Annotated in this window: 17 protein-coding genes and 1 other annotated feature; of the genes, 10 read left to right on the top strand and 7 right to left on the bottom strand. The window is 38.9% G+C overall.

Annotated features, from left to right (window positions below):
• Positions 1-121: 121 nt before the first annotated feature.
• Positions 122-1,237 (bottom strand): aminopeptidase, encoded by a 1,116-nt coding sequence (locus ACE198_RS27250; protein ID WP_375377716.1) that lies wholly within the window; start codon positions 1,235-1,237, stop codon positions 122-124.
• Between the two features lie 224 nt (positions 1,238-1,461).
• Here ACE198_RS27250 and ACE198_RS27245 point away from each other — a divergent pair, with 224 nt between their 5' ends.
• The 5 genes from ACE198_RS27245 to ccpA all read left to right on the top strand — a co-directional run bounded on the left by ACE198_RS27245 (position 1,462) and on the right by ccpA (position 5,445).
• Positions 1,462-1,923 carry a DUF948 domain-containing protein gene (locus ACE198_RS27245; RefSeq protein WP_098574547.1) on the top strand — a complete coding sequence of 154 codons (462 nt, stop codon included), beginning with the start codon at positions 1,462-1,464 and terminating at the stop codon, positions 1,921-1,923.
• 22 nt (positions 1,924-1,945) lie between these two features.
• Positions 1,946-2,440 carry a YtxH domain-containing protein gene (locus ACE198_RS27240; RefSeq protein ID WP_251460197.1) on the top strand — a complete coding sequence of 165 codons (495 nt, stop codon included), beginning with the start codon at positions 1,946-1,948 and terminating at the stop codon, positions 2,438-2,440.
• Between the two features lie 94 nt (positions 2,441-2,534).
• Positions 2,535-2,867, top strand: coding sequence for a bacillithiol system redox-active protein YtxJ (gene ytxJ, locus ACE198_RS27235; protein ID WP_098574544.1), 333 nt, complete (start codon positions 2,535-2,537; stop codon positions 2,865-2,867).
• A 253-nt stretch (positions 2,868-3,120) separates the two neighbouring features.
• Positions 3,121-4,200, top strand: coding sequence for a bifunctional 3-deoxy-7-phosphoheptulonate synthase/chorismate mutase (locus ACE198_RS27230; protein WP_098574541.1), 1,080 nt, complete (start codon positions 3,121-3,123; stop codon positions 4,198-4,200).
• Between the two features lie 246 nt (positions 4,201-4,446).
• Complete coding sequence (gene ccpA, locus ACE198_RS27225) at positions 4,447-5,445, top strand: catabolite control protein A (RefSeq protein ID WP_026563283.1); 999 nt, start codon at positions 4,447-4,449, stop codon at positions 5,443-5,445.
• A gap of 40 nt (positions 5,446-5,485) precedes the next feature.
• Here the strand turns inward: ccpA and ACE198_RS27220 are convergent, their stop codons facing one another.
• The 3 genes from ACE198_RS27220 to ACE198_RS27210 are packed head-to-tail and all read right to left on the bottom strand — an operon-like array spanning position 5,486 to position 7,972.
• Positions 5,486-6,658: an acetoin utilization protein AcuC gene (locus ACE198_RS27220; RefSeq protein ID WP_098574538.1), complete on the bottom strand. Its 1,173-nt coding sequence runs from the start codon at positions 6,656-6,658 to the stop codon at positions 5,486-5,488.
• Positions 6,655-7,302 carry an acetoin utilization AcuB family protein gene (locus ACE198_RS27215; RefSeq protein ID WP_098574535.1) on the bottom strand — a complete coding sequence of 216 codons (648 nt, stop codon included), beginning with the start codon at positions 7,300-7,302 and terminating at the stop codon, positions 6,655-6,657. The genes ACE198_RS27220 and ACE198_RS27215 overlap by 4 nt, the downstream gene beginning before the upstream one ends.
• Before the next feature lie 37 nt (positions 7,303-7,339).
• A complete protein-coding gene (locus tag ACE198_RS27210; RefSeq protein WP_375377715.1) occupies positions 7,340-7,972 on the bottom strand; it encodes a GNAT family N-acetyltransferase in 633 nt (210 codons plus the stop codon).
• Positions 7,973-8,196: 224 nt separating this feature from the next.
• Here ACE198_RS27210 and acsA point away from each other — a divergent pair, with 224 nt between their 5' ends.
• The gene (gene acsA / locus ACE198_RS27205; protein ID WP_098574530.1) at positions 8,197-9,915 is read left to right on the top strand and encodes an acetate--CoA ligase; all 1,719 of its coding nucleotides are present in this window, start codon (positions 8,197-8,199) and stop codon (positions 9,913-9,915) included.
• A gap of 67 nt (positions 9,916-9,982) precedes the next feature.
• Here the strand turns inward: acsA and ACE198_RS27200 are convergent, their stop codons facing one another.
• On the bottom strand, positions 9,983-12,832 hold the full coding sequence (locus ACE198_RS27200) for a transglycosylase domain-containing protein (protein WP_375377714.1): 2,850 nt from the start codon (positions 12,830-12,832) through the stop codon (positions 9,983-9,985).
• A gap of 144 nt (positions 12,833-12,976) precedes the next feature.
• Positions 12,977-13,201 (top strand) — a binding site (T-box leader).
• A 47-nt stretch (positions 13,202-13,248) separates the two neighbouring features.
• Between ACE198_RS27200 and tyrS the strand changes: the two genes are divergently transcribed.
• Positions 13,249-14,502, top strand: a complete 1,254-nt coding sequence (gene tyrS / locus ACE198_RS27195; RefSeq protein WP_098574526.1) for a tyrosine--tRNA ligase — start codon at positions 13,249-13,251, stop codon at positions 14,500-14,502.
• A gap of 117 nt (positions 14,503-14,619) precedes the next feature.
• On the opposite strand, the gene ACE198_RS27190 is transcribed toward tyrS, so the two are convergent.
• Positions 14,620-15,867, bottom strand: coding sequence for a cation:dicarboxylate symporter family transporter (locus ACE198_RS27190; protein WP_375377713.1), 1,248 nt, complete (start codon positions 15,865-15,867; stop codon positions 14,620-14,622).
• Positions 15,868-16,074: 207 nt separating this feature from the next.
• On the opposite strand from ACE198_RS27190, the gene ACE198_RS27185 reads away from it, so the two are divergent.
• Positions 16,075-17,304, top strand: a complete 1,230-nt coding sequence (locus tag ACE198_RS27185; RefSeq protein WP_375377712.1) for a sensor histidine kinase — start codon at positions 16,075-16,077, stop codon at positions 17,302-17,304.
• Positions 17,305-17,310: 6 nt separating this feature from the next.
• A complete protein-coding gene (locus ACE198_RS27180) occupies positions 17,311-18,237 on the top strand; it encodes a response regulator (RefSeq protein ID WP_375377711.1) in 927 nt (308 codons plus the stop codon).
• 109 nt (positions 18,238-18,346) lie between these two features.
• Here ACE198_RS27180 and rpsD read toward each other — a convergent pair whose 3' ends face one another.
• Positions 18,347-18,949, bottom strand: a complete 603-nt coding sequence (gene rpsD / locus ACE198_RS27175; protein WP_026563299.1) for a 30S ribosomal protein S4 — start codon at positions 18,947-18,949, stop codon at positions 18,347-18,349.
• Positions 18,950-19,329: 380 nt separating this feature from the next.
• Between rpsD and ACE198_RS27170 the strand changes: the two genes are divergently transcribed.
• Complete coding sequence (locus ACE198_RS27170; protein WP_375377710.1) at positions 19,330-19,749, top strand: hypothetical protein; 420 nt, start codon at positions 19,330-19,332, stop codon at positions 19,747-19,749.
• The last annotated feature ends 27 nt before the right edge of the window (positions 19,750-19,776 follow it).

Here is a 19,776-nt window from a genome sequence, read left to right as displayed (position 1 = left end):
TTAAATAAGACAAAACCTTCCAATCATCAGTTAGTGGAAGGTTATTTGGCATGCATAATTTTAGTATATCATGACTAAATTTTATTTTTTATTGAAAAATATTGACAAACTATTAGCTGGTTTATTTTAAGTTTTCCGGATTTAATACCTTTAACTCTGGAAGAACAAATAGGCCATCTTTTCGTATTAAGACATCGTCAAAATAGATTTCTCCTCCGCCATACTCCGGCCGCTGAATGTTAACCATATCCCAGTGGATATTGGAATGGTTGCCATTAAAGGCATCATCATAACATTGCCCAGGTGTAAAATGGAAGCTGCCAGCGATTTTTTCATCGAACAAAATATCTTGCATTGGATTAAGAATGAACGGATTAACGCCAATAGCAAATTCACCAATATAACGCGCACCTTCATCGGTATCGAAGATTTTATTAATCCGACTAGAATCATTGGATTCGGCTTCAACAATCTTCCCTTTTTTGAAGGTTAACTTCACATTTTCAAACGTAAACCCTTGGTATGGTGAAGGAGTGTTATACGTAATTACGCCATTGACTGAGTCGCGAACAGGAGCCGTATAAACCTCACCGTCAGGAATATTTAATCGTCCGGCACATTTTATGGCCGGTATATCCTTAATGGAAAAACTAAGGTCAGTTCCTGGACCTGTGATTCGAACTTTGTCTGTTCGATCCATTAGCTCTTTCAAACTATCCATTGCTTTATCCATTTTTCCGTAATCGAGGTTACAAACATCAAAATAAAAGTCTTCAAATGCCTCTGTACTCATCTTTGCTAATTGAGCCATGGAAGAAGTTGGGTAGCGAAGAACAACCCATTTTGTCTTTGGAACACGAATGTCGCGATGAACTTTTTTACCAATCGTATTTCCGTGGATTTTCATTTTATCATCTGGGACATCGGATTGTTCACTGATGTTATCCCCGGAACGAAGGCCTATGTATGCATCCATTTTACTCATTACATTTGCTTCGAATTCGGCCATCATGTTATATTGCTCTTCTTGAGCTCCAAATAAGAGTGAGCGGTCTACCTGATGGTCCTTTAACAGCACAAAAGGGTATCCCCCCGCTAAGTAGGCTTCCTTTACGAGGGCGGTCACAAGCTCACGCTGCAGCCCGAAGTTCTCAATTAAAACCTTTTCTCCTTTTTGGAGCTGGACCGAATAATTAATTAAGTTTTTTGCTAGTTTTTCAATACGAGGATCTTTCATACTTTACGCCTCCAACAAAAAATAATGTTCTTACTAACATATTGTAACCGAATAAGCCTTAAAGTTGATAAATAAAACTATTGTAGCCCATACTTGTTGAAATTTTTTAAAGAAACGGCAGGAAAAGAGGACAAAAATATGGAAGTAGTATAAGATAATTAGCGAGGTTTATATCTTTCCATGATGGGATATACATATTGATAGGATTAAGGCGGAGGTGCACGATGCAAATAATTTTATACTTAAGCGTAGCCTTGATAGCAATCGCGTTTTTTGTGCTTGTCATCTTTTTATCGACAACACTCAAATCATTTCAAGTTACACTTACAAGCGTTTCGAAAACTTTAGCTGGATTGGAAAAACAGTTGGATGGTGTAACAGCTGAGACAACCGTACTTTTACAAAAAACAAACGCATTAGCAGATGATCTCAAAGAGAAAACGGAAAGCTTAACAAGCGTTGTAGATGCGGTAAAAGATGTGGGCACAACAGTCAATAAATTCAATGGAACACTTAAAAATATTACAAAAACAGTGGATATCCAAGTTGAGGAAAGCAAAGAAAAAATTTCGCAAATTGTGCAATGGAGTAATGTCATTCTAGAATTAAAGGATAAATGGCAGGCAAGAAAGCAACAAAAAAGTGAGATAAGCGTAAATGAAGGTAAGAAGGTTAGATCCCATTAAGAACTAGAGGAGGAATTTGAAGATGTCAAATAGGGAATTTGATTCAAGAGAGACGAATCAAACTCGAAATGAGGAGTCATCCAATAGTTTTCTGCTTGGTGCAATTATTGGAGGAGTAGTTGGTGCTGCTGTTGCTCTCTTTCTGGCTCCCAAATCGGGAAAAGATCTGCGGAATACGTTTAGTAACCAAGCTGGGTCCATCATCGATAAGACATCGACAATGAAAGAAAATGTAATGAGCAAAAGTAATGAATTAGTCTCTAAGAGTTCCTCGCTGTCCCAAGGAATCGTCCTGCAATCTACAGGACTATTGGATAAGGTTAAAGGGAAAATAACCAACCAAGGCGAACGAGAGGACGAAACAGAATCAACCTATATTCCCATTCAGCCCTTGAAAGAAAAGAGCAAAGCAAAGAAATCCATCGAAATTGGACACTTAGATAGCACTGAAATAAGAAAAAAACTCGAGGAAGCGGAGAGGGCATTAGAAGAGGAAGAAAATAAGGTTAAGCTTTAAAAACATGGATGAATTGAATCAGTTTATTTGTGATAGAAACGGTGGAGTGATAAAATTACTTCACCGTTTATTTCATTTTTGGAGGAATGTACATATGTTAGAGAAAATTGATTCCATTGAACAATTTGATGAAGTATTGAAAAAGGAGAGTAAGTTCTTTCTCTTAAAGCACAGTTTAACATGTCCCATTAGCCATGCAGCATACAAGGAATATGAAAAGTTTGCAAATGAAAATCAGTCTGTACCTACTTATTTCCTTGCTGTTCAGGATTCTCGTCCATTGTCTAATGAGGTGGCTGAAAAATTCCAAATTAAACATGAATCACCGCAAACGATCCTATTTTCAAATGGGGAGCCATTATGGAATGCTTCCCACTGGAAAATTACAAACCGCTCCCTAACAGGTGCTATTGCTGAAAATCAATAAATTCATTAAAGTTTGTGGTAAATAAAGGGCAGATTTCGTTCTAATATTATACACAATGCTTTAGTGCTTAAAAGCGTTTAACCATTAAAGAAAAAATTAGTGACAAATAAAAACATATCCGATATAATAAGCCTAATTATAAAGATGAATATATTTGAATGTACACGTTAAGCTTTTCACAAAAGAACATATATGCATTCAGAACTTTTTAACAGAAAGATCTGTTTAGCAAAGGAAAAGGCGGGGACGAAGGATGGGCAAAAAAATCGAATTAGAACAATTGAGGGCACGGGTCGATGAGCTAAACTTAGAATTGTTAAGATTAATTAATGAAAGGGCACAGCTGGTTCAGGATATTGGCCGAGTGAAAGAAAACCAAGGTGTGTACCGTTATGATCCAGTCCGTGAAAGAAAGATGCTTGATATTATTAAAGAGCATAATGATGGTCCTTTTGAAAATTCAACAATTGATCATATTTTTAAAGAGATTTTTAAAGCAGGTCTTGACCTCCAACAGGATGACCATAGTAAGGCATTGCTTGTTTCTAGAAAAAAACAGCCTGAAGATACCATTGTAACATTAAAAGGTGAAAAGATTGGCGATGGCAAGCCACACTTCGTATTTGGTCCGTGTGCAGTCGAATCATATGAACAAGTGGCAACAGTAGCGAAATCGATGCAAGAAAAAGGCTTAAAGCTTCTTCGTGGCGGAGCTTATAAGCCAAGGACATCTCCATACGATTTCCAAGGGTTGGGGGTAGAAGGCTTAAAAATCCTAAAACGGGTTGCTAAGGAATTTGATATGGCTGTAATCAGTGAAATTGTCAGCCCTGCCGATATTGAAATGGCGATTGATTATATTGATGTCATCCAAATTGGGGCACGTAATATGCAGAACTTTGAATTGTTAAAAGCAGCGGGTTCTGTAAATAAACCTGTATTGTTAAAAAGAGGGATTGCGGCGACAATCGAAGAATTTATTAATGCGGCCGAGTACATTGCCTCACAGGGGAATAGCCAAATCATTCTTTGTGAACGAGGCATAAGGACTTATGAGCGCGCCACAAGAAACACTCTTGATATTTCAGCGGTACCAATTTTAAAACAAGAAACACATTTACCTGTCATGGTTGACGTAACTCATTCTACTGGCAGAAGAGACCTTTTATTACCGTGTGCAAAAGCTGCTATTGCAATTGGTGCAGATGGTGTGATGGCTGAGGTACATCCAGACCCGGCCGTGGCGCTTTCCGATCAAAAGCAGCAAATGGATCTTAATCAGTTTGATAAATTCTATAACGAACTTCTCGCATCCAACTATGTTCGGGTTTAATTGTAAGAAATAGTAATAAAAACCTTCTGCATCTTCATGGCAGGAGGTTTTTTTGATATTATTTAGTATTTTTGCAAAAAATGTTGACAAATGCAATTGCGGCTTTTCCCTTCTTATCGTATGATTAAATACATATTAAAGATTGTTTACGTTCTCACAAACAAAAACAAAAAACAAATGATTAAGTTTATACAACCTGTTGTAAAATAATGAAAACAATGATCGTTTTAGGAGAGTGTGTATTAGGTGAATATAACAATTTATGATGTCGCAAGAGAAGCAAATGTTTCGATGGCTACGGTTTCCCGTGTAGTAAACGGAAATCCGAACGTTAAACCAGTAACACGGAAAAAAGTATTAGAAGTGATTGAAAGACTAGGCTATCGTCCGAATGCTGTAGCAAGGGGATTGGCTAGTAAAAAAACAACCACTGTCGGGGTAATTATTCCCGATATCTCAAATATCTTTTTTGCAGAATTAGCTCGTGGGATCGAAGATATTGCCACAATGTATAAGTACAACATTATTTTAAGCAATTCAGATCAAAACAAAGACAAGGAATTACATTTGCTTAATACAATGCTTGGTAAACAAGTGGACGGGCTAGTATTCATGGGTGGCAATATCACAGCAGACCATGTCGAAGAATTTGAAAAATCACCTGTACCGATTGTGCTTGCGGGTTCAATTGAAGAATCCAACACAATACCTTCCGTAAATATTGATTATGAGGAAGCGGTATATGACTCCATCAAGGAATTTATTGAAAAAGGTCATAAGAATATTGCTTTTGTCGTGGGTCCACTTCATGAACCTAAGAATACAATCAAGAAACTTAGAGGGTACCAAAGGGCATTACAAGAAGCTGGCATTGCTTATAATGAGGAGCTTATCGTTGAAGGTGATTATACCTACGACTCTGGGATTGAAGCAATCGAAAGACTACTGGAAATCTCAGCTAGACCTACGGCGATCTTGGTTGGATCTGATGAAATGGCACTTGGCGTTGTGCATGGTGCAGAGGACAAAGGTTATAAAATTCCTGAGGATTTTGAGGTTATCACATCTGATAATACAAGGCTGTCACTGATGGTGCGTCCGCAATTAACAACCATCGTTCAGCCGTTATATGATATTGGAGCAGTTGCGATGCGACTTTTAACCAAATTGATGAACAAAGAAAAGGTATCAGATCAAATTGTGGTTCTTCCACACCGGATTGAACACCGTCGTTCAACAAAATAATTAAAAAGATGGGTTGACCAAACTTAGTCAACCCATCTTTTTATATTGACTCACTTTTTTGTTGGCTTCTAATTGGGTAAAGAGCTTTTTCGAGTGTTAATAAATTCTTTTCGGTAATCTCTGCTTTTCTCGGGATGGGGGTATATAAATTTTCTGGGTCATCCCATTCCTTTGGTAATGCCACTGGAGATTCTTTTTGCCAAGTATCTATCCATTCTTGAGGTAAACGGCCATAACAGTTTGAGTTTTCAGTCATCTCATGCCAAATTATTGCCCAGGCTCTTGGAACGACACGCCAAATATCATAGCCACCTCCGCCAACAGCAATCCATTTTCCGTTACAATATTGATGGGCGATTTCATGGGCTAGTCTAGGTATTTCCCGATAGGTTTTCATGGTTGAAGATAGATGTGTTAATGGGTCCAAATAGTGAGAATCTGCGCCGTTTTGGGTAAGAATCACATCGGGTCTAAAAAAATCAGCTACTTCTCTAAGGGCATGTGTATAGGCGTAAAGCCAAGATTCATCTTCGGTAAAAGCATCAACGGGTATGTTAAATGAATAACCATAGCCCATCCCTTGACCGCGTTCATTTACATTGCCAGTGCCAGGGAATAAATATCTTCCTGTCTCATGGATGGACAGTGTGCATACCTTGGGATCATCGTAGAAGGACCATTGAACCCCATCTCCATGATGAGCGTCAGTATCCACGTATAAAACACGAGCATTATATTTTTCCTGTAAATATTTGATGGCGACCGAACTGTCATTATATACGCAAAACCCAGACGCTTTTCCCCTGAATCCATGATGCAGCCCTCCGCCTAAATGGAGAGCATGCAGAGCCTTTCCAGTCATAACTTGATCGACGGCTGTTAATGTCCCTCCAACAAGTAAAGCGCTTGCTTCATGCATGTTAGGGAATATAGGGGTATCTTCTGTACCAAGTCCATAGTTTTCGGCTATTCCTGGAGATAATAGACCATTGCCTGCTTTTTTTACTGCTTCTATGTAATTTATGTCGTGAATTAAGGCTAGCTCTTCATCAGAGGCTATTCTTGGCGGGATGACATTCTCTGAATGAAGCGCATTCATCTTTTCTAATAAGTCCACTGTTAATTTAAGCCGGAATTGGTCAAAAGGATGTTGATTACTAAATTTGTATTTCAGAAGCTCATCTGAAAATACGAAGGAACACTTATCACTCATAGTGAAATCCCCGGCAGATTAGGCCAAAGTACGTGAAAACCAGCCTGTTTAAGATCTTGAATTAATAAAGTGGGATTCATTGTCTGTACTCTAATCACAAGTATTTTAAACTGATCATCCAACTTATCAGGGTAAACGAGGACACTCAGAATATTTGCATTCCGTTGCTTAATCACAGTGGTTATTTCACTAAGTTTACCGGCAAGATTAGGAACCTTGATTTCAATTTGAGAACCTGGCTGATGGGCACCCGTTAATTCCACCATTGTCCAAAGTAAATCGGTTTCAGTCACGATTCCGACTAATTCCCCATTATTGATGATAGGAAGACAACTGATTTTATGTTCATAAAAAACGCCAGCTACTTCCTCTACAAAATCTAAGGGATGACCGGTAATAACGTTTCGTTCCATAATTGAGTTAAGTGGTTTTTTTATATCTTCTGGATGCTCATTCGCATGGAAAATAGATGGAGTTGCTTCATGGATTTTTGCCACTGTTACAAGGCCCACTAAATGTTTTTCATGGTTGATAATAGGGATATGGCGTATTTTTCTTGATTCCATTAATTGAATGGCGTCTGCAATAGTATCTGTCGGAAGGAGTGTGGCGACATCTGTTTTCATAATTTGTTCTATTATCATTTGAACATCCTCCTTTTCTTAAGCATTTAACATTGAGTTAGTACATAAACCGGTTCATAAATCTGAGGCGGTCAAATTTTTGGAGGGTTTCTTGATCGATTCTTTTCCCCATCCGTGCCATGAGACAGTTGGCAGGGTGCGAGCAAATTTCAGGATCATCGGTTGCATACCATTCAAGACCACCTGCATTCATCATTTTCTCCATAATTTTCCGGTACTCCCACACATTCAATTTGGTACTTTTTAAATCCCAGTGCCAATAATACTCTGTCGTGATAATGAGGTAATCTTCCATCGCATCATCCATCATGCCGACGATAAGAAGATTTTTACCCACAGAACAGCCCCTATATTTTGGAATGACTTCGATTGCGCCTAGTTCAATTAAATTTTCAATTTTGCCTTCTGACCATCGTTCAAGCGGATCAGGGTATAGGAAGGTCACATAGCCGACAATAGTATTTTGATGTCTGGCGATAATAATTCTGCCTTCTGGAAGGTTTGCTATTCCAATTAAGGCCTGATGCTGCTGCGGGGGCTGGCGGAATGCAATGAGGTCTTCATGGAAATCAAATCCAGCCAGTTTATCTGCATTAATGGGTCCTTCAATAATTATAGAACCATGGGGCGTTTTTAATTGTTTGGCATTGTATGTCTTTTTGTGTTCCATACGATCACCTACCTTGGGAAAATCCATCAATATTAATTCTATTATACATAAAATCTATCAATGATAAGTAACTTCACAAAATTTTCTGTAAGATAAAAATAATATCTTTCTAGGCATTTAGTAAGTAAAAATAAAAAATGTATATAATTTACTTTTTAAAAAATTGCGAATAGTATATATTTGTACTATAGTAATTTTAAAATAAGTTCAAAGGGGGAGATTGAATGAAAGTGGAAGCGTTACCAGTCGTACAAGGGGATCATAATCTAGTAAATTATCAAGAAAAGTATAGGGATTTTGATTGGAAAGAAACGGAAGGGGAATTTACATGGAGTGAAACAGGTCTTGTCAACATGGCTTATGAGGCCATCGACCGTCACGCGAAAACCTTCCGGAAAAATAAAGTAGCCCTATATTATCGAGATGGTTCAAGAAATGAAAAGTATACTTTTAAGGAAATGAAAGAACTATCAAACAAAGCGGGCAATGTGTTAAAAACATTCGGAGATGTCGATAAAGGCGACCGTGTCTTTATTTTTATGCCGCGCTCTCCAGAACTTTATTTTACGGTATTAGGTGCCATCAAACTTGGGGCAATTGTTGGTCCATTATTTGAAGCATTTATGGAAGGGGCTGTCAGGGACCGCTTGCAAGACAGTGAGGCGAAGGTTTTAGTTACCACCCCTGAACTGTTGGAACGTGTACCTGTTCAAGAGCTGCCAGCTCTTAAGTCTATTTTCCTTATTGGTGGGAATGTAGATGAACAAGGACCATACATTGACTTTCTGAAAAAATTTGAATCTGCAAGTAAAGATCTTCAAATTGAATGGGTAGACAGAACCGATGGTCTCATCCTGCATTATACATCCGGGTCTACTGGGAAACCAAAGGGCGTACTGCATGTACATAATGCCATGATTCAGCATTATCAAACAGCAAAATGGGTGCTCGATTTAAAAGAAGACGACGTATACTGGTGTACAGCTGACCCAGGCTGGGTAACAGGGACAACATACGGAATCTTTGGACCATGGCTTACAGGAACATCAAATGTGATTGTAGGAGGGCGGTTTAGTCCAGAAGCTTGGTATCAAATGATTGAAGACTTTGGAGTAACGGTCTGGTACAGTGCACCAACGGCGTTCCGGATGTTAATGGGTGCAGGTGATGAGTTGGTGAAGAAATTCAACTTAAGCAGCCTCCGCCACGTCCTGAGTGTTGGAGAGCCTTTAAACCCAGAGGTAGTTAAATGGGGAGTAAAAGTATTCAACAAGCGCATTCATGATAACTGGTGGATGACAGAAACTGGTGCGCAGCTGATTAGTAATTATCCTTGTATGGAAATTAAACCTGGTTCCATGGGGAAACCAATTCCAGGTGTGGAAGCAGCGATTGTTGATAATCAAGGAAACGAACTGCCTCCATACCGGATGGGGAACCTTGCGATTAAAAAGGGCTGGCCTTCTATGATGCATACAATTTGGAATAACCCTGAGAAATATGAATCTTACTTTATGCCAGGTGATTGGTATGTCTCAGGTGATTCAGCTTACATGGACGAGGATGGCTATTTCTGGTTCCAAGGTCGTGTAGATGATGTCATTATGACTTCAGGTGAGCGTGTTGGACCGTTTGAAGTAGAAAGCAAGCTTGTCGAGCATCCTGCTGTTGCAGAAGCAGGTGTCATCGGTAAACCAGACCCAGTTCGCGGGGAAATCATTAAGGCGTTTATAGCACTACGGGACGGCTACTCAGCTACAGACGAACTAAAAGAAGATATCCGTCAGTTTGTCAAAAAAGGACTAGCCGCTCACGCTGCTCCACGTGAAATTGACTTCCGTGATAAACTGCCAAAAACAAGAAGCGGTAAGATCATGAGACGGGTTCTAAAGGCATGGGAACTAAACCTTCCAACTGGTGACCTTTCTACGATGGAAGATTAAAAACCAGCTGAACAATAGGAAAATAATAAAACGCACCGACACATTGCAGTCGGTGCGTTTTAATTATTTACGGCGTTGGTGGATTAGTCGGATTAGTCGGATTAGTCTGTTGATTCGGCTGAGCTGGAACGTTTGGGTCATTCGGTACAACGGGGTTCGTTGGTTCCGTTGGTATAATCACTCCTGCATCGACTAAATTCGATGGAGCAGACTCCCTGCCGGCAATATCAACTGCTGTTACATAGAAAGATCCGGTCCCCACTTTAAATGACCGCTTAGAGCCATTGACTACACTTCCTACTTTTTTAGCACTTGCCCCACCTTGATAGATGCGGTAACCAACAACATCTTTATCCCCTGAGGCTGACCATGATATGGTATTTCCTTTTGCGTTTACGCTAACACTAGCAGGAGTTTTTCCGTTATCGTACATTCTTGCGGTTGAAACAAGAATTTTTCCCCAACGATCCTTCTGTGGAATCAGTTGACTATAATTGTGGAAGTTACTTCCAACAATCCGCTTAATAAAATCAGGATTTAAGACGAGACCAAATTGGGAAAACTCTTTTGGTGTAGAGTCTAAGGCTAAATATTTTTTGTCACCTACAGTGACATAGTTTGCTTCAATTAAGCTATCGTCTACTTTTGTAGGTACATTATTGACATTAAAGTAATCACTTTCGATTAAACCTGCTTTTGAACAAGCTTTAGAAGGAAGCATTCCTGAAACAGCACAATAGGAGCGTTTCACGATTCCTTTTGGCATTTTAAATGACTTGTCCGGATCAATTAAATCTGGCCTAATTTTATAGGCAGCGTTCATTAACTTTGCCCATAAGTTATTGGTCCGTGCACTATAAGACATTCCAGATGTCTGAAGCGATTTTGGTGTATCATATCCTCTCCAAAGACCAAAGGTGACATTAGGGTTTGAAGCAACAAACCAGGAGTCAATATATTGATTTCCTGTTCCTGTTTTCCCTGCCCAGTCGCTGCTAAAGTTTAATTGGCTTCTAACACCTGCTGCCGTTCCCATTTTAACAACGTCTCGCATCATATCGAGGGTTAAATAAGCTGTTTGCGGTTTAAAGACTTTAACGGGTGTTACCTGATGCTGATAGATAACCTTGCCATTTTTATCAACAATTTTATCAATCATATAAGCATCAATAAATTTACCATTGTTAGCGAAGGTGCTGAATGCATTGGTATTTTCTTCAATTGTTACCCCATTTGTCATCGAGCCAATCGAGGTAGCTAGATTTGTATAATCGTCTTTTCGTAAAGAGGTAAATCCCATTTTTTCAAGATACTTGGCAGGACGCTGCTCGACTATACTCTTGTATAGTTTAACAGCAGGAACGTTATAAGATTTCGCCAGAGCATATCGTGCTGAAACCAATCCGCTATAGCGATAGTCATAGTTTTGCGGCCATGGATCACTTCTGCCGGGCGCTAAAGCTAATGCTACGTTAGGCAGCGGTGTGCCTGGAGCTGCTTTTCCTAACTCAATCGCAGGTGCATACACTAGAAGCGGTTTCATTGTGGAGCCGTTTTGTCTAATGGCATTGGTTGCGTGATTAAGCTGTTGATCATCATAATTCCTTCCAGCCACAAAACTGATAATTTTTCCAGTTTTGTTTTCAATCAGCTCTGCTCCCACCTCAGCAGGTTCCATAACCGTTTTGACCTCTCCAGTTTCTGGATCCTTTTTTTCTTGAGGTTTATCAGGTCCGTAATATTGATAATTATCCTTTACCTTCTGCATAGCATCATAGATTTTTTTGTCAATCGTCGAATGAATCTTGTATCCATTTTGACGCAAAGCATTTCTGGCTAAAATTTGATATTTATAAGCGAGATTATCATCGTTCTTTAACTCTTTTTCTGAAATCCCATCATTTTTTGCTAAGACGGTAGTTAAAACTTCAGTGGAACGCTTTTCAATTTCGACTGTTAGCCAAGGATATTTTTCGAGTGGATTTGCGACAGGTTTGATAAAATCCTTCTTAATATCATAGGCAGAGGCCTCTGTATACTGCTTTTGGGTGATATAGCCACCATCAAACATTCTTTTTAGGACTGTTTGCATCCTTGTAAGACCTGGTTCAAGATATTTTGGTTCTTTTATCGTCCCTTCTCTTGTGAAAGGCGTATATCCGAATGGGCTTTGAGGCAATCCTGCAATGAAGGCTGCTTGTGGTAGTGTTAAATCACTTGCCTTTTTACCAAAGATTCCTTTTGCCGCTGCTTGGACACCAGCAATATTTCGTCCTGACGAGTTTCTTCCTAACGTAGACACGTTTAGATAAGCTTCCAAAATTTCCTTTTTATCAAAAAATTTCTCTAAACGAAGGGCAAGTAATATTTCACTCGCTTTTCTTTGAAATGAAACTTCATTGGTTAAAATTTGATTTTTAATTAATTGCTGTGTTAAGGTACTACCGCCGGATTGTACCGCGGAGTTTGTCACTTCTTGGAAGACTGCCCGGAATACGGCTTTTGGTACGACACCTTTATGTTTGTAGAAGTATTCGTCTTCAGTCGCAACAACTGCGTTCACCAAATAATCGGATACATCTTCTAGCTTTACTTCTTCTCGTTCTAAATCTGTACGGAGTTTTCCAAGATATTTATTATCAGCAAAATATAACTCAGATGTTTCCGTGTAGTTATAAATGTCCTTTTTCATGCTGTCATAGGATCGGACAGGTTCATCTTTAACAAGTGAGGCAAAATAACCAGCACCGACACCTGTTGCAAATGATCCACCCAGAATTACTACTGTTAGTACAAGGAGAAACAGATTCCAAACGACTTGATATGTGATTCTTGCACTTTTAACCGTTTTTCTATGGGTAAATATGTTCAGTACGGATTTTGATTTTTCGAGCCATGCTTGTAATTTTTCAACCATCTATAGTATCACCTCATCTAAAATCACATACATTATAGCATATCAAAGGTATAAAAACTGACAAAGTTCTACATTATCTGAAATTTCCAGTTGTGTTTGACAAGTAACTATAATTATGGTAAAAAAAGCTATACATTAATTTAATAAAAAGCTATGAAGGGAACCAACTGTAGTTCTTCTATCCCTGTTTGTAGAGAGTCAGCGGTGGTGCAAGCTGATACATATAGAAGAATGAATTACGTCCTTGAGCTTTCTCTGTGAAGATTGATTGACAGTAGTGGAGAACGGTCTAAACCGTTAATTTTATGAGTTGGAGGAATGTTCCTATTCCTCAAGCTGGGTGGTACCGCGTAAATTTACGTCCCTGCATTTTGCAGGGGCGTTTTTATTTTTTTACATTATTGGAGGGAATATTTATGGATTTATTACAAGATTTGACTTGGAGAGGGATTATTTACCAGCAAACGGATGAAGAGGGGTTAAAGGATACCTTAAGTAAGGAGCCAATTTCTTTGTATTGCGGTGTCGACCCAACCGCAGATAGTATGCACATCGGCCATTTACTGCCGTTTTTAACATTAAGAAGATTTCAACAGCATGGACACCGTCCGATTGTCTTAGTTGGCGGAGCAACAGGATTAATTGGTGACCCAAGTGGAAAAAGCGAAGAACGAAAGCTGCAAACTCTTGAAACAGTTCAAGATAACGTAGCGGGAATTAAGAAGCAGCTTGAATCTATTTTCGAATTTGCAGGCGAAAATGGGGCTATTATGGTTAATAACTATGATTGGGCAGGCTCTATGGATGTCGTTACATTCTTGCGTGATATTGGTAAACATATCGGCGTGAATTATATGCTTGCAAAAGACACTATTGCCAATCGCCTTGAGACAGGAATTTCATTCACTGAATTCACATACACCATTTTACAAGCGATGGATTTCCTTCATTTGTATGAGAACCATAACTGTAAATTGCAAATCGGAGGAAGTGACCAGTGGGGGAATATCACTACAGGGTTGGAATTAATCCGTAAAGTTCAACCAGAAGGCTCGAAGGCATATGGGTTAACGATTCCGCTTGTGACCAAAGCAGACGGTACTAAGTTTGGGAAAACGGAAAGCGGTGCGATTTGGTTAGATCCTGAAAAAACAACGCCATACGAGTTCTACCAGTTCTGGATTAATACCGCAGATGCCGATGTTGTTAAATACTTAAAGATTTTCACATTCCTTTCGCACGAGGAAATTGAACAATTAGAAAGTGCTGTTCAGGAAGAGCCTCATCTTCGTAAGGCCCAAAAGGTATTAGCAGAAGAAATGACTCGTTTGATCCACGGAGAAGATTCCTTACAGCAGGCAATCAAAATTTCTCAGGCATTATTTAGTGGGGATGTAAGCAGTCTTTCAGCGACGGAAATTGCGCAGGGTTTTAAAGATGTACCAGCATATACTTCACAAAATGAGGAGAATTTGGTCGACCTTTTAGTTGCGGCGAAAATTTCTCCATCCAAGCGTCAAGCACGGGAAGACATTTCAAATGGTGCCGTCACAGTTAATGGCGAAAAAATCACAGATACCGCTTATGTATTAGCAGAAACCGATCGGATCGAAGGACAATTTACAATTGTTAGAAGAGGTAAGAAGAAGTACACATTAATCAAATACTAATAGGAGAAGGGCTTTGGGTTCAAAGCCCTTTTTTTGGGCTGGCACAGAATCCTTGCAAAAAACTAAACAGGCACAACCAGCTATATTCACTAGTTGTGCCTGTTCCCATATGACAGCTTAGGCAGCCTGTTCTTCGATGTGTTCTTTAACTTCATGACCTTCCCATTTAGTGATAACAATAGCAGCTAGTGAGTTACCAACAATGTTTACACATGTACGGGCCATGTCCAGCAGCCTGTCTACGCCTAAAATAAACGCCAAGCCCTCGACTGGAATACCGACACTTCCTAAGGTTGAAAGCAGGACGACAATTGAAACACCAGGGACACCTGCAATTCCTTTTGAGGTAATCATTAAAATAAGGACTAATGTAATCTGTTGTCCAATGCTCATATGAATGCCATACATTTGAGCGATGAACAGTGCTGCAATTGCCTGATACAAGGTTGAACCATCGAGATTAAAGGAATAGCCAGTCGGAATCACGAATGAAGTAATCCCTTTCGGACAGCCGATTCGCTCCATTTTTTCCATGATTTTCGGAAGGACGGTTTCCGAACTTGCGGTGGAATACCCTAAAATTAATTCGTCTTTTAAGTAAGCTAATAGCTTAAAAATATTATAGCCGGCTATTTTTGCGACAATGCCAAGGACCACAATAATAAAGAATATCATTGCTCCATAAACGGTCATTACCAATTTTCCGAGCGGTATTAATGATTCCAACCCAAATTTCGAAACTGTAACCCCAATTAAGGCAAACACCCCAAATGGAGCAATCTTCATAATCTGATTGGTTACATAGAACATCGCATCAGCAGTACCCCTAAAAAACGCGATAATCGGCTTACCTTTTTCACCAATTGCCGCAACGCCAAGTCCAAACATTACAGAGAAGAAAATAATAGCCAGCATGTCCCCATTTGCGAACGCCTGCACCACATTAGTCGGTACGATGTTCACGAGTGTATCAATTTTGGAGTGTGATTCCGTCGCTTTTTCAGTCGTTACATAGGAGCTGATGTCTGATTTAACGAGTTGTGAACGGTCCACGCCTGTACCTGGATGGAAAACATTGGCGATTAATAACCCAACAACGATTGCGATCGTTGTAATAATTTCAAAATAAAGGAGTGTTTTTCCGCCGAGCTTCCCTAACGATTTCATATCTCCCGTACCAGCCACACCGACAACAAGGCATGAAATAACAATCGGCACGACAATCATTTTAATTAATCGCAAAAAGATGTTTCCAATCGGCTGTAAGAATTCCTCAATATGTGGATTTCCGAAAAAAATGGCACCCACAATAATCCCAAGAATTAAACCAATAAAAATTTGCCATGCTAAACTAATTTTTTTCATTCACTTCTCTCCCATCGTAAGTTTTTTGATAGTATTAGAGTAGGGTATATTCTGTAAACGTTTCCAACGTTAACATCATACTTGTAGTACTACGATAAACTACAAAAACCTACAAATTGGATAAAAATATTTTTACAATTTATAATATTTTTTTTACGATAGAAAGGGAGTAATTGTATTCGCGATAAATTATTAGCGTATTTATTTATGATTATTGCTGTGCCCATTACTGGAGAATTGAAGTTTTACCCCTTAAGTGGAGCTGATTTAAGATTCAGCATGAGTACAACTGTATTCTTCTTCATTTTGTTATGGTCACGAAAAATCCATCCTGTTTTAGCCGGCTTTTTAACGGGAAGTGCAGTTGTTTGCTTTCGGATTATTCTGGACAAGGTACAGGTTGGCTCATTCGATTTCCCTATCCATTGTCCTGTGTTTTTTTATTACATGGTGTTCGGCATGTTTTTCCATATTTTCAAGGTAAAGAAATTGTATCATCAGCCTCTTCTCATTGGTTTGCTTGGCATGGTGCTCGAAATTATGGGGAATGTTACCGAAATGACCATTCGTCATTTTACAACCGATATGAAAATGACAACCTCGAGTTTCTTGATTATTATAGGGGTAGCAATTATCCGCAGCTTCTTTGTCCTCGGTTTTTTCAATACTATCTTAGTGCGGGAAACTAGGTTGGCTGAAGAGCAGCAAAAAAAGAGGGCCGAAGAGGTTTTACTATTAGTCTCAAATTTGTACGTAGAAATGTTTCAATTGGAAAAATCCGCGAAAGATGCGGAGAATTTAACCAGTGCCTGCTATGCAATTTATCGTGATTTAAAAGCTCTAAACAATCAGAATCAAGCACAAGCGATGTTGAAAATCGCCGGAGAATTACACGAGATTAAAAAAGATAATCAACGTATATATGCCGGTTTGTCCAAATTAATGACCAAAGAAAAATTGGATGATTTTATGAACATTCAGGAAATCATTTCTGTTGCAACTATTTCGAATAAAAATTATAGTGAGTTGCTTGGGAAAACGATTGATTTCCAAGTAAGAATTTCCGGTGACCATCCGGAGTACCGCACTTTTATCCTCCTTTCCCTAATCAATAATCTTGTCGCCAATGCTGTGGAAGCCATCGATCAGGAGGGGCAGATTGTGGTAACGTCTGAAAAGGTTCAAGACCTAGTCAAAATAACTATAAAGGATAATGGAAACGGGATTTCAAATAAGAACAAAGTGTATATTTTTGAACCTGGCTTTACGACGAAATTTGACCAGGCAGGAATCGCTTCTAATGGAATTGGTTTATCCTACACAAAAAATGTCATTGAAGATCTTGAGGGTAAAATTAACTTGATTGAGTCTTCAAAAGAAAAAGGAACCACCTTTGAAGTCCAGCTTCCGGTTGTGAATTTAATGAAAAAGGGGTGATATACAGTGAAATTTTTTATTGTCGATGATACCCCAACTATCAGAGGGATGTTATCCAATATTATTGAAGAAGAGATATTGGGTACGGTTGTGGGGGAGGCGGCTGACGGGTCTGAAGTAGATGCACATACCCTCGATATACAGGAAATTGATATATTAATGATTGACCTTCTCATGCCCATTAGGGACGGGATTGAGACAGTCAGAGAAATTGCTCCCTCCTTTCGGGGAAAAATCATCATGATCTCCCAAGTCGAAACGAAGGATATGATTAGTGAAGCGTATTCCCTAGGTGTCGTGCATTATATCACCAAGCCGATAAACCGACTTGAGGTGGTAAGTGTCATTAAGAAAGTGAGTGACTATCTTTTACTGGAAAAATCACTTCATAACATTCAAAAGTCATTAAGCTTTTTAACTACGCATAATACAAAAAAACGGCAGATTGAGAACGACCTCCCAAGTAAACAACCCATGTTTCCGTCCTCTGCCAAAAGCATCTTGCTTGAACTTGGAATTGTTGGCAAAAACGGTGAAAAGGATTTGTTGAATCTTCTAGAAATTTTACATCAATGGGACATGGAGGGGAATCGGGAGCTCCCGCCTATGAAGGATCTTTATGAGCGAGCGGCCAAAAAGCGGCTTGGTTCTTCCGTCTCTCCGGAGGAAATTAGAAAAGAAGCCAAGGCTGTGGAACAACGGATCCGCCGAATCCTCCAACAGGTGCTCGAGCATCTTGCTTCACTGGGATTAACCGATTATGCCAACCCAACATTTGAGTACTACTCATCCAAATTGTTTGACTACACCCAAGTAAGAATGAAGATGCTCGAACTGGAAGGAAAAAACCACACAGCAACTACCCGAATCGATATCAAAAAATTCCTCTATGCTTTATTAATGGAGACAAAAGGCAGACTATCACATAGGTAGATTCTCTCATTTCGAATACTCTACTAAGCGAAGCAAAAATAAAAAACCCTAGAAGCGTTAATATAACGCTTCTAGGGTTTTTGTGATTGCTGTTTAATAAGCAAATCAATTAACGTGAGTAGAATTCAACGATAAGAGCTTCGTTAATTTCAGCAGGTAATTCAGAACGCTCAGGTAAGCGAGTGAAAGTACCTTCTAATTTGTCAGCATCAAAAGTTAAGAAGTCAGGAACGAAGTTGTTTACTTCGATTGCTTCTTTGATCACATCAAGGTTACGTGATTTTTCACGAACACTGATTGTTTGACCAGGAGTTACGCGGAATGATGGGATATCAACGCGTGAACCATTAACTAAGATGTGGCCGTGGTTAACTAATTGACGTGCTCCACGACGAGTACGTGCTAAACCTAAACGGTATACAACGTTGTCAAGACGTGATTCAAGAAGAACCATGAAGTTTTCACCGTGGATACCAGCTAATTTGCCAGCTTTATCAAAAAGATTACGGAATTGACGCTCAGTTACGCCATACATATGACGAAGCTTTTGCTTCTCTTGTAATTGTAATCCGTATTCAGAAAGCTTTTTGCGTTGGTTTGGACCATGTTGTCCAGGAGCGTAAGGACGCTTTTCTAATTCTTTACCTGTGCCGCTTAGAGAGATTCCAAGACGACGGGAAATTTTCCAGCTAGAGCCAGTATAACGAGCCATGAATGACTCCTCCTTCGTGTTTTTATTTTGGTAAAATAAAAACCGTTATGAGACTCTTTGACAGCCATTTTATTTTCATGCACCTTCGCCCTTGCAGCTAAGGGTTACGAGATACACCATCATTTAAATATGAGGAATAAAATGAGACTATTCAAAGTGAACACAATAGGCTGCAATATTTTACACAAAAAGTATTATATAATTTTTATTCCTCTAAAGTCAAGAATATTTTTAAAGAATAAGTACAAACGAATTTTGTAAGAAACATTATTTTAATAAAAGTTAATAATTTATACAAATTAATATCGCCAAAATGTCTGAACATTAACTATAATTAAGAGACTATGTATATATCTGGAATTAGATCGGGTGAAACCTAAATGGATATTCTCGAGTGTGATTTACAGTGGCAAATAAAAAGATACAAACAATTAATAGAGATTACAGAAACACTACATTCATCTTTAGATGTAGAGAACCTTTTAGGTGAATTATGTGTTATTTTTAAAGAATTATATCCTGACTCCTCCTTTTCCCTATTACTTTCACAGGATACATATAGTCATAATGAACTTCCGATTATTGAACTTGAATATGATAGTGAAAATATTGCAGCTATTAAAGCATATGGATCAGGAGAACTTCAATTTGAGTATTCTGCAACTTGTGACCATACGATTATTTATGCCCCCCTCAAAGGAAAACGTATTGTCAAAACTTTTATATTAAAAAAGTTAATAATCCTTGATTTAAAGGGATTTAAATGCAAAAAACTTGCCACCCCCGTGAAATTAGGTTAAAAGTGAGGTTACCACACCGAACACCTA

The sequence above is a fragment of the Neobacillus sp. KR4-4 genome, assembly GCF_042136325.1.
Taxonomy (GTDB): domain Bacteria; phylum Bacillota; class Bacilli; order Bacillales; family Cytobacillaceae; genus Neobacillus.
This window is presented reverse-complemented; position numbering and strand designations above follow the sequence as displayed.

Excerpts from the sequence above, each read along its gene's own strand:
- ACE198_RS27250 (WP_375377716.1), bottom strand. The coding sequence starts at position 1,237 with ATGAAAGATCCTCGTATTGAAAAACTAGCAAAAAACTTAATTAATTAT.
- ACE198_RS27245 (WP_098574547.1), top strand. The coding sequence starts at position 1,462 with ATGCAAATAATTTTATACTTAAGCGTAGCCTTGATAGCAATCGCGTTT.
- ACE198_RS27240 (WP_251460197.1), top strand. The coding sequence starts at position 1,946 with ATGTCAAATAGGGAATTTGATTCAAGAGAGACGAATCAAACTCGAAAT.
- ytxJ (WP_098574544.1), top strand. The coding sequence starts at position 2,535 with ATGTTAGAGAAAATTGATTCCATTGAACAATTTGATGAAGTATTGAAA.
- ACE198_RS27230 (WP_098574541.1), top strand. The coding sequence starts at position 3,121 with ATGGGCAAAAAAATCGAATTAGAACAATTGAGGGCACGGGTCGATGAG.
- ACE198_RS27220 (WP_098574538.1), bottom strand. The coding sequence starts at position 6,658 with ATGAGTGATAAGTGTTCCTTCGTATTTTCAGATGAGCTTCTGAAATAC.
- ACE198_RS27215 (WP_098574535.1), bottom strand. The coding sequence starts at position 7,302 with ATGATAATAGAACAAATTATGAAAACAGATGTCGCCACACTCCTTCCG.
- ACE198_RS27210 (WP_375377715.1), bottom strand. The coding sequence starts at position 7,972 with ATGGAACACAAAAAGACATACAATGCCAAACAATTAAAAACGCCCCAT.
- acsA (WP_098574530.1), top strand. The coding sequence starts at position 8,197 with ATGAAAGTGGAAGCGTTACCAGTCGTACAAGGGGATCATAATCTAGTA.
- ACE198_RS27200 (WP_375377714.1), bottom strand. The coding sequence starts at position 12,832 with ATGGTTGAAAAATTACAAGCATGGCTCGAAAAATCAAAATCCGTACTG.
- tyrS (WP_098574526.1), top strand. The coding sequence starts at position 13,249 with ATGGATTTATTACAAGATTTGACTTGGAGAGGGATTATTTACCAGCAA.
- ACE198_RS27190 (WP_375377713.1), bottom strand. The coding sequence starts at position 15,867 with ATGAAAAAAATTAGTTTAGCATGGCAAATTTTTATTGGTTTAATTCTT.
- ACE198_RS27185 (WP_375377712.1), top strand. The coding sequence starts at position 16,075 with ATGATTATTGCTGTGCCCATTACTGGAGAATTGAAGTTTTACCCCTTA.
- rpsD (WP_026563299.1), bottom strand. The coding sequence starts at position 18,949 with ATGGCTCGTTATACTGGCTCTAGCTGGAAAATTTCCCGTCGTCTTGGA.
- ACE198_RS27170 (WP_375377710.1), top strand. The coding sequence starts at position 19,330 with ATGGATATTCTCGAGTGTGATTTACAGTGGCAAATAAAAAGATACAAA.